This is a genomic window from Nostoc sp. EspVER01, from assembly GCF_034530635.1.
In the GTDB taxonomy this organism is placed as follows: Bacteria; Cyanobacteriota; Cyanobacteriia; order Cyanobacteriales; family Nostocaceae; genus Nostoc.
The window spans coordinates 371,666-387,837 of record NZ_JAVRCS010000002.1; the positions used below are offsets into that span (position 1 = coordinate 371,666).

The following is a 16,172-nucleotide window of genomic DNA, read 5'->3' on the forward strand; positions in this document are numbered from 1 at the left end:
TTTATTTACCCAGCAACCTCTGTCGCACTCCTTCAGCAATTTTGTGACCCAGATATTCAGGAATGAGACTTTCATTCGGCCCTAACAAGTAGAGAATTAGCCGTGTACGTCCGCGCCAAACCAGTAAATTCGCATTGACTACCAGAAGGTCTTCCTGCCAGATAGCGTACATTACTTTGTAGAATAATCCTGGTTGATTATCAGCTTCAATCACTAAGGCAGGGAGATGAAATACCGGATCTACATAGAATTCAGTTTGTACCTGCTCTAAGCCAGTGTCAAGATTAAATTCTACTGCCAGCATCTCTTCTACCTCAAACCGACCTCCTAAAGCCTCGCGAATGGCGCGACAAACATTTTCTGCGGTTTTCTCGGTCAAGGCTTTACTACCACGAGATACCAACAGTTTGATAAAAACTAACATTGGCGGACGGATTTGACCGTATAGACTTAAACCGTGGATAGTCAACCCATAAGCTGCTAGTACACCAAAAATATCGCTGAGGAGAAAAGACTGGTTGCGGTAAGCAAAATGCAGGGCACTTTTGCTACCTTCCGGTTTCAGCTCAATAACAGCGCGTCTAGTTTTATAGAGACGGTAGGCTAACCGCAAATTTTGCAGTTGAATTTCACTACTGACGAATTGCTCATAAAACTGGGGAAACGCTCGGTTAAAGCGCTTTAGGAGTTCCAGTGTCGAAGATTTTAAACCAGAAGCCATTGTTAAAGGTAAGACTCGCTTGCTTTCGTCATCTGGGGGCTGGGTGTTGGGGGCTGGGTGTTAAGGACTGGGGATTGGGGACTGAGAGGAGGGATCAAGGGAGAAGAGTTTTACCCTACACCCCGCCCCTCTGCCTCTTTATCAATGCCCAATCCCGTGTATACAATTCATTCCTAAGCTAACGTGCATTTAAGCTCTATACGAGCAATTGCCAGGATTAGGTTTTTCCATTATGAATTTTAAATTTTGAATTGTTTATATCCTTACCCTTTTAGTGAATTTCTCCTAGCCTTTACAACAAAATGCTAAAGTTGAAAATGATTGGTGTGAAACACGCTCTAACTGGCTGCTACCATTGCAAATCCCGAAAACAACCGAAAAACTTTGAGTGTAAAGGGTAATAAATGGGAGTAGCGATGTTAAAAGTGAATCAACACTCCTGAGAGTGGAAACCAATTCAGTTATACTACCCGAACCGCGTTGGCATGGGTTTTTGGAAAACTTGGTTTAGTACTCCTGAATCTGTAGGGACAAGTAGGACAAACCTCTTTGAAGAGCATACCGCGGAAACTGCGGGCAACTCCAGCCCCAGTAGTATTAGCGAAGCTGCTTCAAAGGAGGCTCGGATCGTCTTCAGTACGGAACGAGATATTGACCTATATGAGCTAGAAGAACTCTGTGATGCAGTTGGTTGGTCGCGTCGTCCTCTAAGAAAAGTAAAAAAAGCTATTGAGCATAGTTTTCTCGTTGCCTCAATGTGGCAAGTGAGAGGAAACCAAAAGCGGCTCATTGGTTTTGCCCGTGCTACCTCAGATCACGCCTTTAATGCCACTATTTGGGATGTAGTGGTTCACCCAGACTTTCAAAGTCAAGGACTGGGAAAAGCGCTGATGAAATACGTTCTCAAAAAACTTAGGAGTGAAGAAATTAGTAATGTCACTCTCTTCGCTGATCCCCATGTTGTAGATTTCTACCGAACTATGGGGTTTATGGCTGATCCAGAAGGTATCAAAGGTATGTTCTGGTATCCTCACTAATGCTCAATCCAAATAAAACCCGATTCGCACAATAAAGTCAGGTATAGTAGTACAAATCTATTATTTAAATTTGGTTTGACGAGGTTTAGCCGACGAACGCACAAGTAATATCTCTTGTAAAACTAAGTCGGCAGACAAACCTTTGTGAGTCTAAATATCTAATCTAGCTACTATTTGCAGAAGATATAAATATATTAGGCATGAGCGATGTTATGTGATATGATTGCCTTAATGCTTTTGTGAAAGCGCGATCGCTTTGATGGAAAGCTAAAACTAAACCCAAAAAAGCGGATGAGTATAACGGGATGTAGCGCAGCTTGGTAGCGCGCCTGCTTTGGGAGCAGGATGCCGCAGGTTCAAATCCTGTCATCCCGATTTAATTAATATAGTTAATAGTTAGAGCAGTTAGGTAGGTTTTATTTGCTAACATCTGCAATTTAATTGGATATTTTTATGGAGAAGACCAATTAAGCTGTTTTCCTGTTGAGGCTTAACAGGTAAATTTTGCAGTTAAGTAGTAAGGTGATTTTTAACACTGAGCTTTGTATAGATTTGAGAAGATATTAAAGCAATCGCAGATGGAACGATTGATTAACTAATAGCGTCAACTAATTTTAGAAAAAGCCGATAAAATGGCATTTATCATCTCCAAGGTTGGAGAGATGGAGAGAGTTTTTGCTGTTTGAGAAGACATATAATAAGCATCTACGGCATTTCGCGGTCATATAGCGAAGCAAAACCTCGAAAAACACAACGTTAGCACAGCCAATTTGTGAAAACGATACTACAGTAACTATAAATAGTTAGGGAACATTGGATTTTGACCGTTGAGCTTAACACTCAACCTCAACGCGCATAATGAATTTTTCACAACTGAAATAGATTGCTATATAACTAAAGCTAGTTGGTGCTGTGCAAATCCAACCATTTGTTAATTTAATTGGACTATTGATGCGAGGAGCAGTCATGAAATCATTTATTCGCTTAGGCGCAACATTGGGTATAGCTGGCAGTGTATTTTTAACGGGGCTTTCAGGAATAGGCAATCTACCAGGAATGGGCAATCTAGAGGCGATCGCTCTGCCACAAGATCAGGTAGTGAAAAAGCTCCAAGAAGTGCCTGTATTCACGCTCACCAATCCTAAAGGCGAATTCGTAGTTCTTTCGAGAAACAACGCAAACAACGCATCCAAGCCTGTATCACAAGTGGGATTTTTTATTAGCAAGCAAGATGCTCAAAAATTCCTTGACAATCGCCTCAAAAAAGAAAATCCCCAGTTAGCAAGCACTCTACAGGTTAGACCTTTGTCCTTGGCAGACTACTATAAAATAGTCCAAGAAAGCAAAAAGAAATCAGATTCTGTGATTTATACTTTAGTGCCGACGCAACAGCAAGTAGCCTCGGCAACAAGTATGCTCAATCAAAATGGTAAAAAGGGAGAGCAATTCAATGGTATTCCCTTATTTGTACCTAAATTTAAGAAAGATAATAGCTATTTGACTATTCCCCTTGCTAAAGGTAATGAACGATACATCCCTTTCTTTTTTGAGAAAGAACAAGCAGTGGCTCTGTTAGAAGAATTCAAAAAAGCCGTGCCAAAGGAAGGAGCCAATACTGAAATTCAGGTGGTGGATTTGTACGGTGTTATGGAAGCTCTCAATAGCAGCAGCGATCCTAGTATCAATAAAATTGTTCTGTATCCATCACGGGAGTCGATCAACTTTATTCGCTCCCTGGCGCCAAATCAATCACCCGCTGCCAAGCCAGCTCCTGCCGCCGCTCCGAAAAAATAACGGATATGCGTTCCAAGGTTGAGATATGGGGGAGAAACATCTGATAGTCTCTGGTTTACAACTTTGGCAGTGGCGGAATGCAGCTCTCAAAGCAGCGATCGCCACTGATGTCCCACCAATGGAAGTAGATTGGCTGCTCCTGGAAGTTGCTGGCTTAGACCGTTTGGCACTACGTTTGGAGTCTTTTAAAAACTGGCCGCAAATTCAACTGCAATTGCCGCTAGAAGAGTTAGAACAGTTGTGGCAGAGGCGATTAAATGACCGCTTACCAGTGCAATATATTGCGGGAGCTACAACTTGGCGTCAGTTTAAAATTGCGGTGTCGAGTGCGGTTTTGATTCCCAGGCCAGAGACAGAGTGTTTAATCGATTTAGCTGAAGCATCTGCTAGCAATGCTTCAGGACACTGGGCAGATTTGGGTACTGGGAGTGGTGCGATCGCCATCGGATTAGCAGATGTCTTGCCAAAAGCCACAATTCATGCAGTTGATTACAGTTTAGAGGCTCTGGCGATCGCTCGAACCAACGCTGATAATTTGGGTTTTGCTGACCGGATTCAATTTTATCAAGGTTCCTGGTGGGAGCCACTGGCATTCTTAAAAGGTCAGTTCAGTGGTATGGTGTCCAACCCTCCTTACATTCCCACCAGCACCTTACCTACTTTGCAACCAGAAGTAGTAAAGCATGAACCACATCTAGCTTTGGATGGTGGGGCTGATGGCTTAGATTGCATTCGTCATTTGATCGAAGTCTCCCCCAGTTATTTGCAATCGGGTGGCGTCTGGCTAATTGAGATGATGACAGGGCAAGCAGATGCAGTGCGAGAACTTTTACAAAATCAAGGTAGCTATTGTAAAATTCAAATTCACGCTGATTTAGCTGGAATTGAACGTTTTGCCCTGGCCTACAAAAGTTAGGAGTGATGAGTTATGAGTTATGAAATTCTTTACTCCTAACTTCTAACTCCTAATTTTGTAAATATGACCCAAGTTTCTCTAATAAATCTAATTAGTGGCGCACGCGCTGGTCTTTTGGTGAGCTTTCCTACGGATACTGTTCCGGCACTTGCAGCGATACCAGAAAAAGCAGCATTAATATTTGCGGCGAAGCAACGTAGTCAAGACAAACCTTTGATTTTGATGGCGGCTAGTGCTGAAGATTTGTGGCCGTATGTCAAAGGTAGTGAGAATGAATATAAAGTTTGGCAAGAAGTAGCAGATAAATATTGGCCAGGAGGGCTGACATTAGTTTTGCCAGCGAGTGAACGCTTACCAAAAGTTATGAATCCCATCGATCCAACAACAATTGGGATTCGAGTACCTAACAGTGCGATCGCTCAAACTATTTTGGCGCAAACAGGCCCTCTTGCGACCACTAGCGCCAATTTTTCTGGTCAGCCATCTTTGCAAACAATGACAGAAATTGAGACTCAGTTTCCCCAGGTTTTGACTTTAGCAACGACAGAATACCAGGGTGAAATACAGGGGATAGGTGTACCTTCCACCGTTGCAAAATGGACAGGGAGAAATTGGCAAATTTTGCGACAAGGTGCGATCGAGTTAGAGATTTCGAGTGATAACCAAGTATAGGTAGCTATAATGTTGTTTTCATGGTGTTAACAACAGAGAAATCTGAAACTTTAGTTTGCGCTGTTGTACTTCATTAGCAAATTAATAATTGCCAGATATGAATTGGAGCAACTGGATATATCTAGGAGTAGGAATAGCACTAGGTATGGTTTTCCGTCAGTTATTTGGGCGAACGCCTAATGTTTCATCTAGCTCATTCCCAGTAGCGCCATCAGCTGAACAGGATATGTCACTAATATCACAACAGCTACAGCAAACACAGCTGGCATATCTGATGGCAAGGGAAATGAGCCAGTTTAAAGCTGGTTTTTTGGCGCGGACTACCCATGAATTGCGATCGCCTTTTAATGGTTTGATTGGCTTACATCAATTAATTTTGTCAGATTTGTGTGAAAATCCAGCTGAAGAGCGAGAATTTATTGCCCAAGCTCACGAGCGAACGCTGAAGTTGCTAAAGCTAATGGATGAAATTCTTAACGTTGCTAGAGCTGAACACGGCACCAATAAATTAGATATTCAGCCCAGACCCTTAGCCCAAATTTTAGAGGAGGTTCATGACTTAACTTATATGCTGGCGGCAAATCGCAATTTTCCCTTAAAATTATTACCCACCGACACAGAAATTTATGTTTTGACAGATTACCTCTGGCTCCGCCAAGTATTGATAAGTTTAATAGACACTGCCATTACTCAGATGGAGGAAGGCAGCATTTGTATTTCCACTAGCACTCTACCTACAAACAATTTTGTAAACATTTGGCTAGATTTACCAACCCATGCTGTAGCATCGAGCGAACCGATTGATTTGCTCAAATTTGAAGATCGGTTGGCTCAGATTGAACAAAAAAAGGCTGCTCTTTCCCCAGGAATGAGACTATTAATCAATCAAACTTTGGTGGAAGTTATGGGAGGAAAGTTAGAAATCTTGCCCTCGACTACTGTGAAAGAACCACATCAACAGCTTACCAGACTACAAATCTCTATCCCCCTAGTGATTCCTGAAACTGAACTTCTGTAGCAGAAACAAAAGCACGGTTAGCTTGATTGTGTAACACCATCGTAGTGGTGCTGTTGGTTTGGAAACCAATCTTTTCGTAGAAACCCTGCTGGTGAGTAGTCATTAGGTAAACACGCTCAACCGACTTCATCCGGGGATGTCTCAAAACAGTTTCTACTAAATTGCTTCCCAACCCACTATGTTGATACTCTGGATGAATCACAACATCCCAAATTGTGGCGCGATAGATGCCATCAGATGTTGCTCTAGCAAAGCCAATGAGCCGATCGCTATTCCAGACGGAAATCACTGGCTCACTATTGGCAATAGCTATACCTAAATCTTCAATACTGCGTCCCTTTGCCCAGAAAGCGGAAACGTTTAACAGTTCTTGGAGTTGGTAAAGGTCAATTTCAGACTTGCGATCGCTAAATTTAATCTGAAGATCGTTCATGTATGGCATCCACTTTTAGCAGTATCTTTGAGCAGACATTTGGTGAAATTAAATATGCATTATTCAGAAATATTGTAGAGACTTAGCACTACTACATCTCTACATTCTTTTTCAGCAGATGTCTCGTACAATGTCTAAGCTAGTAATGAAAAGTTGGTAGTAAGGGACTTGCGTGAAAATAAAGTACCAATAAACCGAGTTTCGACGCTATTAACCCGCAGATCCCTAAGCACTTTAGTGCTGAGAAAATTAAGGACTCAAGTCTTTACTACGAACTTGCTTACCCATTAATTTAAACTTTGAGTTAATTCATATTTTTCTATAAATTGCTGTACGTGTAGAGAAAGAAAATTTAATGACAAACCCACTTCCATAGAGGATGAGTTTTTCCCTGTTGACGTATCCGATAAACTTGTTTTTCTAAACGTTGTTTTTCCTGCGGTGGTAGTCCAAGTAGAATATTCCGACTTTGCCAAACTAAAACAGCAGCAGTCATCCCCAGACAAAAGGCGAGACCGAAGGTAGACAGTGGATGGTAGAATAATCCAAATCTCACTGCCACCCAGGTAAAATATTGTTGCCACAGAGCAATTTCTGTACGTAGACCCCACAAGGAGACAGGCGCAATCGTCAGCCATAAACAGCCCACAAATAGCCACCTGCCATATACTGTTAGCTGATGTAGCCTTTGTACTTGTTGAGCAAACGATGGGTCAGATTTCTCAAAATCTGGGACAGTATTTAATCGTTCTTCCGGTTGATCCATAGGGGAATAAATGGAGTCAGGATTCAGGAGTCAGGATTCAGAATTCAGAACACTTGACCCATGAAGGGATAGAGTTTTAAGGCAATAATGTTTGAATTTGCTTTCGCCCACAATTCGGCTTGGTTTTAAACCAATATTCATTACCCAGTCATACAAAATTCATACTGAATTCTGGCTCCTGAGTTCTGAATTCTTCTTAAAAAATTGCAAGGCGTGGGTGAGCAATTCAAAATGCTTTCACCCAATTGTGAAATATACACAAGTTTAACTATCCTGGGAACTGGGAGATGTATCAATTGAATCAGCATTGTCTAACACCTGGGATTCCCCTTTACGCTCTCGCCACCAAGTTAGAAGAGTACTGGCGATGAAAATACTCGAATAAGCTCCCATTGTGAAGCCAATAATCAAAGCGAGGGAAAAGTATTTCAGTGTTTCCCCACCAAATAGAAAGATTGCAGATAATGTCAGTAATACAGTTAAGGTAGTGTTGATCGATCTTGTCAATGTTTGGTTAACCGCATCATCTACAATTTCGGCAATCGGCTGTTCGGGATGGACTTTAAGGGTTTCCCGAATGCGATCGTAAATTACCACTGTATCGTTGACAGAAAAACCTGTGATCGTAAGTAAGGCGACGATAAAAAGGCTATCTACTTCGATGCCTGCTACCAAACCCAAAAATGAAAAAGACCCTACTGTGATCAAGATATCGTGGAGTAGGGCAACGATCGCAAACACAGCATAATCTAACTGGAAGCGGAAGCTCATGTAGATAGTAATACCGATGAAGGAAACTATCAGAGCTAACATCCCCGATGTAAACAGTTCTTTTCCCAAGGTGGGGCCAACGGAGTCAATCTGGTTCTTTTGTGGGTCAAAAACGCCGATTTCTTCGCTCAAAGCGTTTTGTAATTTGGTACGCTGATCGACACTCAAATCTTTCGATCGAATTAGTACACCATTTTCTGCACCATTTTCTGAGACAAGTTGGATACTGCTATCACCTAGTCCCTGTGCTTTTGCTACTTCCCGGACAGCGTTGATATCAATTGGTTTGTCGCAGTTACCGGGTTTGGTGCAATCTCGGACAAACTGCAACCGCGTACCACCGATAAAATCTAAACCGGGGCGTAAGGGTGCGCGAATATTGGGTTGTTGCCAAGAAATCACCATTGAGATGATACCAGCGATGATGATAGCGGCAGAAATACTCCACCAAAGCGATCGCGATTTATTAATACTTAGTTTCATTGAGTCACCTCTGCCTTATTCGACGCTGGCAGGTTTGGATAGAAAAGTTCTGTCTTCCGCAAAGAATTAATTGAAATTGCCAAAAATAGCAATGTCCGACTACAGGTAATTGCGGTAAACATACTCACAGCTACTCCCAAAGCTAAGGTAAGAGCAAAGCCTTTGACTAAACCAGACCCCAGCCAAAACAGTGCAGCGCAAGCAATCCATGTCGTGACGTTGCTATCTAAAATACTAGAAAATGCCCGATAAAAACCCGATTCTACAGAACGATACAGAGATTTACCCGCCCGCAATTCTTCCCGCGTCCTTTCAAAAATTAGCACATTGGCATCAACTGCCATCCCAATACTGAGAATAAAACCAGCAATTCCCGGCAAAGTTAGGGTAACGCCCAACAAAGCAAAGGTTGACCAAGTTAAGAGAGAGTAGATCACTAGTGATATATCCGCAATCAATCCTGGTAGTCGATAGTAAACCACCATGAATATTAATACTAAAGTCAAACCACCGACTCCAGCATAAATACTACTTTGAATGCTATCTTTACCCAAGGTTGCTCCGACTGTCCGCCTTTCGGCGATTTCTACAGGTACGGGTAATGCGCCACCGCGTAACTGCACGCCTAAGTCATTGGCTTGCTGGGCGGTAAAACGTCCTGTAATCACGGCAGAACCACCGGTAATCCCAGTAGCGGCAAATTCTATACCTACGGTAGGAGCGCTAATTAGTTCATTGTCTAGAAAGACACCAATGCTACGCCCAGTACCGGCGAGATTTTTCGTCAAATTGGCAAACAGTTCGCCACCCTTTTGGTCGAAGCGAATGGCAACATTCCAGTTGTTACCTTGAGTGGGTTCACCATAGGCATCCTTGAGGTATTTGCCAATTAGTGGTGGATCGGTGCTTTCAAACAATTCTGCGATCGCTTGATTATTTTTTTGTAAGTCTTCTTGATTCTTGACAATTGCCGCTTTGTCGGTACTCTTTCTTAATTCTTCTTGCTTGAATTTCAATTCAGCTCTTGATGCTTGAAAAGCAAGCAGTTGAGTTTCTGTATTCGCCTTTTGGGTACGAAATTCTAACTGTGCTGTACCACCTAGCACCCGTTCAGCTTGTTCTGGATCGTTGACTCCTGGTAGTTGCACCAGTATTTTATCTGCGCCGACTGTTTGGATTACTGGCTCAGAAACACCTAAACCATTAATCCGGCCTTCGACAACTTTCTTCACACCTTCTAATTCTCGTTCGGTGATTTTGGGGATATCCGCTGATGGTTTCACCTGAATTGTGAGCTGTGAACCTCCGCGCAAGTCCAGCCCTAGAGGTATCGGAATTGTGGCAATCACCGTAATAGCGGCGATTATCAGGACTAAAATCAAAATTAATAGCGATCGCTGTCTTTGCATACCATAACTCGCAACTGACAAACGCTATAATAGCGTTCTTTTGAGGAGTTATGAGTTGGGAGTTGAGAGTTAGGAGTTAGTAGTTGAGAGTTAGGAGTTGTAAATTCAATCTTGAATTCTTAACTCCTCACTCCTAACTCCTAACTTTTAAACTCGCAATGCTACCATTTTTTCCACAGCTTCTACGATTTGCTCTGGTTGGATGATTGTTAGTCGTTCCAGATTGCCGTTGTAAGGTGTGGGAATATCTTGGGAAGAAAGCCGCAGTACTGGCGCATCCAATTCATCAAAAAAGCGATCGTTGATTGAGGCGATGACTTCTGCTCCAATACCCGCAGTTCGCATCGATTCTTCCACAACAATGACTTTATGGGTTTTACGTATTGATGCACCAATGGTATCAAAATCTAATGGTTTGAGGGATATTAAATCGATAACTTCTGGATCGTATCCTTGTTTTTCAAGAGTTTTTACTGCTTGTAGCACATGATGCCGCATTCTGGAATAAGTGATAATTGTGACATCTTTTCCCTCACGCACAATTTCTGCTTTATCTAAAGGGAGCAGGTATTCTTCTTCTGGTAAATCTTCTTTCAAGTTGTAAAGTAAAACGTGTTCAAAGAACAACACTGGATTATCATCGCGGATTGCGGATTTCAGGAGTCCTTTGGCGTTTCTTGGTGTGGAGCAAGCAACAATCTTTAACCCTGGCACAGCTTGGAAGTAGGTTTCTAGTCGTTGGGAATGTTCTGCACCCAGCTGCCGTCCTACACCGCCAGGGCCGCGAATTACCATCGGAATTTTAAAGTTACCGCCGGAAGTATAGCGCAGCATCCCAGCGTTGTTGGATATTTGATTGAAGGCGAGCAATAAAAAGCCCATGTTCATGCCTTCAATGATCGGACGTAAGCCAGTCATTGCGGCTCCCACAGCCATCCCAGTAAAGCTATTTTCAGCAATGGGGGTATCTAGAATGCGGAGTTCGCCATATTTTTGGTACAGGTCTTTGGTAACTTTATAGGAACCGCCGTAGTGTCCAACATCTTCACCGAGAACGAATACGCTGGAGTCACGCGCCATTTCTTCATCAATGGCTTCCCGTAAGGCGTTGAAGAATAGTGTTTCTGCCATTTAGACCTTTTAGTACGATTATGGTTTTAGAATTTTATCCTGCTGCTGTCACAAATACAGTGAGCGATCGCACTAGTTAGAGTTTAGGTTTTTTAAATAAACGGCCCCTAGCATAGAGCGAGTGATTGCCATAACTATATCAAATAGATTTTAGAGGTTTTAGGAGCGATCGCCTCCCACTCTGGCAAAGAAGGAATCCTCTATTTCTGTACTATCACCGAGACAATCTGCATAAAATGTGTTTAGACAACTTCCTAGTTGAAAGATACTGATCTGACTGAAATTCACACCAAAGTAAAAAATCTGTTGTAGCAATAATTTAAATATGCCTACTGTAGAACAATTGAAAACGTTGTTTATCTTAAGTTTTTGGGCTACTAAAATGTATTTACCTGTGTTTTTGGTGCGAATCGATGAACGAACAAAAAATCTTGTAATTCTCGCTGGTGAGGAAAATGAAATTATAATTTACCTAGACGGGAAGTGGAGATATGTATGAGTAAGCCAGATTTTATGACAATGCCCCGTGCCCAATTGCGTCAATATATCCTTGAGCATAGAGAAGATGATCAAGCTTTTCAAACTTATTTAGATAGATTCACCTCTGAAGACGCTGTAATCTTTCCTGCGCCGCAGTCAATAGATGATTTAGAAAACTTCCCAGAGTTACATCAACAGAACCTAGAAAGACTACGAAAGCAAGCTTAAGCCCTGGCAACCCTCCAAAAAATTTTATCATAGATCGCTTCCACTCTTGCAAAGGAGGTCAACCTCTATCTCTGTAATATTACTTAGAAAATCTGCCCAAAAGGTGTTTAAGCAACTTTGAGAAATTAATTATTTAGTAGGACACGCATCTTGCACGTCCTACTAAATTCAAATCACTAAGGATTAATTACCAGCAGCCAACTTATCCAAGAAATCGATTTTTACAGCCAGATTGGTTATATCTTGATTGGTTTCCAAGTTCTTAATTTCAGCATTATTCAGGGCAATAATATAAGGTTGTTCACCCACATAGGCGATAAGAGGCCCGCCAGAAGAACCACCTGCGGTAGCGCAATCATGCAAAAGTACCCCTGACTCCTCCCCAACAATGCTACACCCAGCTTCAAAGCTTGCAGTCCATCCTCTACCGGCAGTCAGGTCTTCATAGCCTTTTTTCTTAGGATTGGGAAAATCGCCAGAGTAGCCAACAAAGAATAACGTTTTTGGGTTATTAATGAGAGTCGAAGAACGCAAAGATTTCCAGCCTAAATGACCATACTTCCGACCGAGAGGCTGATTAATTTTGAGAAGTGCCCAGTCGTTTATTTGATTTGTGAGCTTGTCATCAGTGAAATCTGTACCGTAAACAACTTGCTCCACTAAAACTTTATCCTCTGCAACACCATTAATCATATTTGGCATAAACAGAATTTTTTGACTTAATTTATGCGTATCAGGGTCAATAACGCAATGGGCATTTGTTAAAACTATATCATCATCAATTAAAGTTCCTGTACAATGATAGTTTTTGGCATCAGTTGTTGTACCCTGGACTCGACCAATAGTTGACCAAGGATATTTTCTGCTAGTCATGGGGATACGATAATCTTTACCAGTAGGTATTCCCCGGTTGACTTCATCAGCTTTTTTCGACTGATTGAGGTCAGAAGGTTTAAAAGGGTTTCCATTCGCGGGTAGTTTGAATTCAGATGCTTCTTGAAATTTGCTGAATGTTGGTGGTTTACTTTCTTGAGTTTCTGTCTGTGCTTGTGCATGAACTGATACCCAACCGCCCAAAGTTATCGCACTAATAATTCCAGCGAAAAAGAGAGCAAAAAATTGTTTGTAGATAGGCTTTTTAGTCATTGTTAGAACTCCTTTGTTAATCAATAGTTGCCAATTCATCATTAATTAAAAATTACGTTATCGCAGCGTTAGCGACGCAGGAGCGTCATTACGAATTACGAATTACGAATTATTTCGCCATTCACCTTGCAGAGTGAAAGCAGCCCAATAACGGGGATCTTGCCAATCTTTCTGTTGCCACAAATACAGTTGTGCATCTCTCAGAGCAGCAATAGGAGATTTACCTTGCTGCCACATTTGGCGATAAAATTCGCTCATCAATTCTTTAGTTCCCTCATCGTTAACTTTCCATAAAGACACCACTAGTCGTTGTGAACCTGCATACATTAATCCTCTTGTCAAACCTACCAACCCTTCCCCCTGAACTTCCTTACCTAGCCCAGTTTCACAGGCACTCAACACCACCAACTCGGCGGGTAAATTCAGATTGAAGATATCGTTGAGCCGCAGATAACCTCTTTGGGGCTTACCTTGTTTGTCTACCAACGAAAGTACAATGCCTGATAATTCTGGGTTGCTGGTGTTGGCAAAGCCGTGAGTTGCAAAATGAATGATGCGGTATTGACTTAGTTGTGGGTTAGTTACCCAGTTGTAGTTAGCATCAAAATCAAAAGCTTGTAGGCTATCTTTTGGCGAGACGAGTCTGAGAATTGCCTCTGCTTCTTGGCGAGTACCATCAAGTCGTTTCCAACCGTTGCGGTTAAGATTTTTGGCAGAACGTTCTAAGGCAGAACGTTCTAAGGCAGAACGTTGTAGGTTTAATTCGGGAGTTGAGGAATCTTTATCTGGTTTGCCAGTGACCCGCACATCAGCAGTAAATACCGGGTCAGCGAGGATGGCTAGGGCTTTGGGTGCGGCTTTGCGTCCTTTGGTTTCCTGTCTGAGTATGGCTATGGTTGAGGCAGAAGAAAGATTGACGATTTCATGATTTATGAGCAGGGGTTGGTAATTGAACCTTCTGCCTCCGTTAGGAGATGGGAGTTTATTCTGCTCCCCCTTTTTCTCTGGTAGAGAAGCAGCCTGGGGGTTTAGGTCAGTTAATGCCGCAAAGGGAATATTTTGCAAAGCACCATCAGCGACAATTACCAAGCGTTTTTTCCCTAACTTCTTAGCGACAGGTGCAAGGATGATTTGACTCAGTTGGGTTGCAGCTTTGATAGTATCCTTCGGGTTTGTAACTACTACCAAACTTTGGCGAAAATTATTTGTAGCTTTCTCTATCTGTTCGCTTCCAGGTAATTCATAAGTATCGAGAGAATTGGGAGTGACAGCCCAAAGATAGCTGCGTTCTTTACCCAAAGAATATTGCAACAGCAGGGTGTCTGAATCGAGTTGTTGCTGAATTTGAGCTAATTTCAAAGGTTCGGGATATTTCAGTGCTGCATACTTGGGGCTACTTGTACGGATTTTGGTTTGTAGTTCTCGGTATTGGCTACGGAGGTCGGCAATTTCTTTTTCGAGCTTTTGGATTACGGTTGTGGGTGCTTGATTTGGTAACTCTTGACGCAGTTGCTCTCTAGCATCAAGTTTCTGCTGCAAGTTTTGTTCTTCTGCTAGTAGTTTCGGGTCAACGCCTGTACGGATTTTGGCATTGGCTTCTGTTAATAGTTCTAAAAGAATTCTGGCACGCGATCGCTCACTAATATGCAGTGCCAAAGCGTCGTATCCTTTAGATGGGTCTTTTTTGTGCAACTGCATCAGCAGGTCGATGTATAACCGATAATAACCCTGTACGGTGGCAAAATAGGAAGTACGCAGTTCTTGACTGGCAATTTTGGTGCGTAAATCTTCAACGATTTCAATAGCTGCTTGAATATGTGTTTGGGCTTGTTGGAAGTTGCCGCGATCGCGTTCTAGGGCAGCCATGTTAACAAGGGTGGTGGCTTCCCCTCGCTTGTACTCCACTGCACGGAGTATGGGTAAAGCTTGGTTGTAGTATTTGAGCGCTTCTTGGTTTTCCCCTAAATCGGAGTAGACACCGCCAATATTGTTGAGGGTGATGGCTTCCCCTCCCCTGTCGTCCACTGCACGGCGTATGGGTAAAGCTTGGTTGAGGTATTTGAGTGCTTCTTGCTTTTCCCCTAATGAGTCGTGGACTAAGCCAATATTATTAAGGGTGTTAGCTTCCCCTCCCCTGTCCTCCACTGCACGGAGTATGGGTAAAGCTTGGTTGTAGTATTTGAGCGCTTCTTGGTTTTCCCCTAATGAGTGGTAGACACTACCAATATTAGTGAGGGTGGTGGCTTCCCCTCCCCTGTCATCCACTGCACGGCGTATGGGTAAAGCTTGGTTGTAGTATTTGAGTGCTTCTTGCTTTTCTCCTAAATCGTCGTAGACTAAGCCAATATTATTGAGGGTGGTGGCTTCCCCTGCCCTGTCATCCACTGCACGGCGTATGGGTAAAGCTTGGTTGTAGTATTTGAGTGCTTCTTGCTTTTCTCCTAAATCGTCGTAGACACTGCCAATATTGCTGAGGGTGTTAGCTTCCCCTCGCTTGTCCTCCACTGCACGGAGTATGGGTAAAGCTTGGTTGTAGTATTTGAGTGCTTCTTGGTTTTCTCCTAATGAGTGGTAGACACTGCCAATATTATTGAGGGTGGTGGCTTCCCCTCCCCTGTCATCCACTGCACGGCGTATGGGTAAAGCTTGGTTGTAGTATTTGAGTGCTTCTTGCTTTTCTCCTAAATCGTCGTAGACACTGCCAATATTGCTGAGGGTGTTAGCTTCCCCTCGCTTGTCCTCCACTGCACGGAGTATGGGTAAAGCTTGGTTGTAGTATTTGAGTGCTTCTTGGTTTTCCCCTAATGAGTGGTAGACACTGCCAATATTATTGAGGGTGGTGGCTTCTCCTCCCTTGTCCTCCACTGCACGGCGCATGGGTAAAGCTTGGTTGTAGTATTTGAGCGCTTCTTGCTTTTCTCCTAATGAGTCGTAGACACTGCCAATATTGCTGAGGGTGGTGGCTTCCCCTCCCTTGTCCTCCACTGCACGGCGTATGGGTAAAGCTTGGTTGTAGTATTTGAGTGCTTCTTGCTTTTCTCCTAAATTGGAGTAGACACTGCCAATATTGTTGAGGGTGTTAGCTTCCCCTCCCTTGTCCTCCACTGCACGGTATATGGGTAAAGCTTGGTTGTAGTATTTGAGTGCTTCTTGCTTTTCTCCTAAAT

General features: G+C 42.8%; 15 protein-coding genes and 1 tRNA gene. 8 read left to right on the top strand and 8 right to left on the bottom strand.

Features of this window, described 5'->3' with window-relative positions:
• Position 1 precedes the first annotated feature (1 nt).
• On the bottom strand, positions 2-721 hold the full coding sequence (locus RMX69_RS03680) for a hypothetical protein (protein WP_012410214.1): 720 nt from the start codon (positions 719-721) through the stop codon (positions 2-4).
• A 485-nt stretch (positions 722-1,206) separates the two neighbouring features.
• Here RMX69_RS03680 and RMX69_RS03685 point away from each other — a divergent pair, with 485 nt between their 5' ends.
• From RMX69_RS03685 to RMX69_RS03710, 6 genes are all read left to right on the top strand, one after another.
• The gene (locus tag RMX69_RS03685) at positions 1,207-1,758 is read left to right on the top strand and encodes a GNAT family N-acetyltransferase (RefSeq protein WP_289795344.1); all 552 of its coding nucleotides are present in this window, start codon (positions 1,207-1,209) and stop codon (positions 1,756-1,758) included.
• Positions 1,759-2,059: 301 nt separating this feature from the next.
• Positions 2,060-2,133: transfer RNA gene (locus RMX69_RS03690), tRNA-Pro, on the top strand.
• Positions 2,134-2,724: 591 nt separating this feature from the next.
• Complete coding sequence (locus RMX69_RS03695) at positions 2,725-3,552, top strand: Tic22 family protein (RefSeq protein ID WP_289795346.1); 828 nt, start codon at positions 2,725-2,727, stop codon at positions 3,550-3,552.
• Between the two features lie 25 nt (positions 3,553-3,577).
• Positions 3,578-4,468 (top strand): peptide chain release factor N(5)-glutamine methyltransferase, encoded by an 891-nt coding sequence (gene prmC / locus RMX69_RS03700; RefSeq protein WP_289795347.1) that lies wholly within the window; start codon positions 3,578-3,580, stop codon positions 4,466-4,468.
• Between the two features lie 63 nt (positions 4,469-4,531).
• Positions 4,532-5,140: an L-threonylcarbamoyladenylate synthase gene (locus RMX69_RS03705; protein ID WP_322636538.1), complete on the top strand. Its 609-nt coding sequence runs from the start codon at positions 4,532-4,534 to the stop codon at positions 5,138-5,140.
• A 97-nt stretch (positions 5,141-5,237) separates the two neighbouring features.
• A complete protein-coding gene (locus RMX69_RS03710) occupies positions 5,238-6,158 on the top strand; it encodes a sensor histidine kinase (RefSeq protein ID WP_289795349.1) in 921 nt (306 codons plus the stop codon).
• Here RMX69_RS03710 and RMX69_RS03715 read toward each other — a convergent pair.
• The 5 genes from RMX69_RS03715 to RMX69_RS03735 all read right to left on the bottom strand — a co-directional run bounded on the left by RMX69_RS03715 (position 6,121) and on the right by RMX69_RS03735 (position 11,151).
• Positions 6,121-6,591, bottom strand: coding sequence for a GNAT family N-acetyltransferase (locus RMX69_RS03715; RefSeq protein ID WP_289795350.1), 471 nt, complete (start codon positions 6,589-6,591; stop codon positions 6,121-6,123). The genes RMX69_RS03710 and RMX69_RS03715 overlap by 38 nt on opposite strands.
• A gap of 352 nt (positions 6,592-6,943) precedes the next feature.
• On the bottom strand, positions 6,944-7,357 hold the full coding sequence (locus tag RMX69_RS03720; RefSeq protein ID WP_289795351.1) for a hypothetical protein: 414 nt from the start codon (positions 7,355-7,357) through the stop codon (positions 6,944-6,946).
• A gap of 264 nt (positions 7,358-7,621) precedes the next feature.
• Positions 7,622-8,611 (bottom strand): protein translocase subunit SecF, encoded by a 990-nt coding sequence (secF, locus tag RMX69_RS03725; protein ID WP_322636539.1) that lies wholly within the window; start codon positions 8,609-8,611, stop codon positions 7,622-7,624.
• Positions 8,608-10,020 carry a protein translocase subunit SecD gene (gene secD / locus RMX69_RS03730; protein ID WP_322636550.1) on the bottom strand — a complete coding sequence of 471 codons (1,413 nt, stop codon included), beginning with the start codon at positions 10,018-10,020 and terminating at the stop codon, positions 8,608-8,610. The genes secF and secD overlap by 4 nt, the downstream gene beginning before the upstream one ends.
• 147 nt (positions 10,021-10,167) lie before the next feature.
• Entirely contained in the window at positions 10,168-11,151 is a 984-nt protein-coding gene (locus RMX69_RS03735; RefSeq protein WP_289795353.1) for an alpha-ketoacid dehydrogenase subunit beta, read from the bottom strand.
• A 325-nt stretch (positions 11,152-11,476) separates the two neighbouring features.
• Between RMX69_RS03735 and RMX69_RS29380 the strand changes: the two genes are divergently transcribed.
• Both RMX69_RS29380 and RMX69_RS03740 read left to right on the top strand, forming a co-directional pair.
• Positions 11,477-11,650 (top strand): DUF6888 family protein, encoded by a 174-nt coding sequence (locus tag RMX69_RS29380; protein WP_292706907.1) that lies wholly within the window; start codon positions 11,477-11,479, stop codon positions 11,648-11,650.
• Positions 11,647-11,859: a DUF6887 family protein gene (locus RMX69_RS03740; RefSeq protein ID WP_322636540.1), complete on the top strand. Its 213-nt coding sequence runs from the start codon at positions 11,647-11,649 to the stop codon at positions 11,857-11,859. The genes RMX69_RS29380 and RMX69_RS03740 overlap by 4 nt, the downstream gene beginning before the upstream one ends.
• Positions 11,860-12,042: 183 nt before the next feature.
• Here RMX69_RS03740 and RMX69_RS03745 read toward each other — a convergent pair whose 3' ends face one another.
• Together RMX69_RS03745 and RMX69_RS03750 are read right to left on the bottom strand one after the other, a co-directional pair.
• Entirely contained in the window at positions 12,043-13,005 is a 963-nt protein-coding gene (locus RMX69_RS03745; RefSeq protein WP_322636541.1) for a trypsin-like serine peptidase, read from the bottom strand.
• Positions 13,006-13,107: 102 nt separating this feature from the next.
• A partial coding sequence (locus RMX69_RS03750; protein WP_322636542.1) for a CHAT domain-containing tetratricopeptide repeat protein occupies positions 13,108-16,172 on the bottom strand: 3,065 nt, incomplete at its 5' end.

Bases quoted from the DNA above. Each gene is read 5' to 3' on its own strand.
- RMX69_RS03685 (WP_289795344.1), top strand. From the start codon at position 1,207: ATGGGTTTTTGGAAAACTTGGTTTAGTACTCCTGAATCTGTAGGGACA.
- RMX69_RS03680 (WP_012410214.1), bottom strand. From the start codon at position 721: ATGGCTTCTGGTTTAAAATCTTCGACACTGGAACTCCTAAAGCGCTTT.
- secF (WP_322636539.1), bottom strand. From the start codon at position 8,611: ATGAAACTAAGTATTAATAAATCGCGATCGCTTTGGTGGAGTATTTCT.
- RMX69_RS29380 (WP_292706907.1), top strand. From the start codon at position 11,477: ATGCCTACTGTAGAACAATTGAAAACGTTGTTTATCTTAAGTTTTTGG.
- RMX69_RS03710 (WP_289795349.1), top strand. From the start codon at position 5,238: ATGAATTGGAGCAACTGGATATATCTAGGAGTAGGAATAGCACTAGGT.
- RMX69_RS03745 (WP_322636541.1), bottom strand. From the start codon at position 13,005: ATGACTAAAAAGCCTATCTACAAACAATTTTTTGCTCTCTTTTTCGCT.
- RMX69_RS03705 (WP_322636538.1), top strand. From the start codon at position 4,532: ATGACCCAAGTTTCTCTAATAAATCTAATTAGTGGCGCACGCGCTGGT.
- RMX69_RS03740 (WP_322636540.1), top strand. From the start codon at position 11,647: ATGAGTAAGCCAGATTTTATGACAATGCCCCGTGCCCAATTGCGTCAA.
- RMX69_RS03720 (WP_289795351.1), bottom strand. From the start codon at position 7,357: ATGGATCAACCGGAAGAACGATTAAATACTGTCCCAGATTTTGAGAAA.
- RMX69_RS03695 (WP_289795346.1), top strand. From the start codon at position 2,725: ATGAAATCATTTATTCGCTTAGGCGCAACATTGGGTATAGCTGGCAGT.
- RMX69_RS03735 (WP_289795353.1), bottom strand. From the start codon at position 11,151: ATGGCAGAAACACTATTCTTCAACGCCTTACGGGAAGCCATTGATGAA.
- secD (WP_322636550.1), bottom strand. From the start codon at position 10,020: ATGCAAAGACAGCGATCGCTATTAATTTTGATTTTAGTCCTGATAATC.
- prmC (WP_289795347.1), top strand. From the start codon at position 3,578: ATGGGGGAGAAACATCTGATAGTCTCTGGTTTACAACTTTGGCAGTGG.
- RMX69_RS03715 (WP_289795350.1), bottom strand. From the start codon at position 6,591: ATGAACGATCTTCAGATTAAATTTAGCGATCGCAAGTCTGAAATTGAC.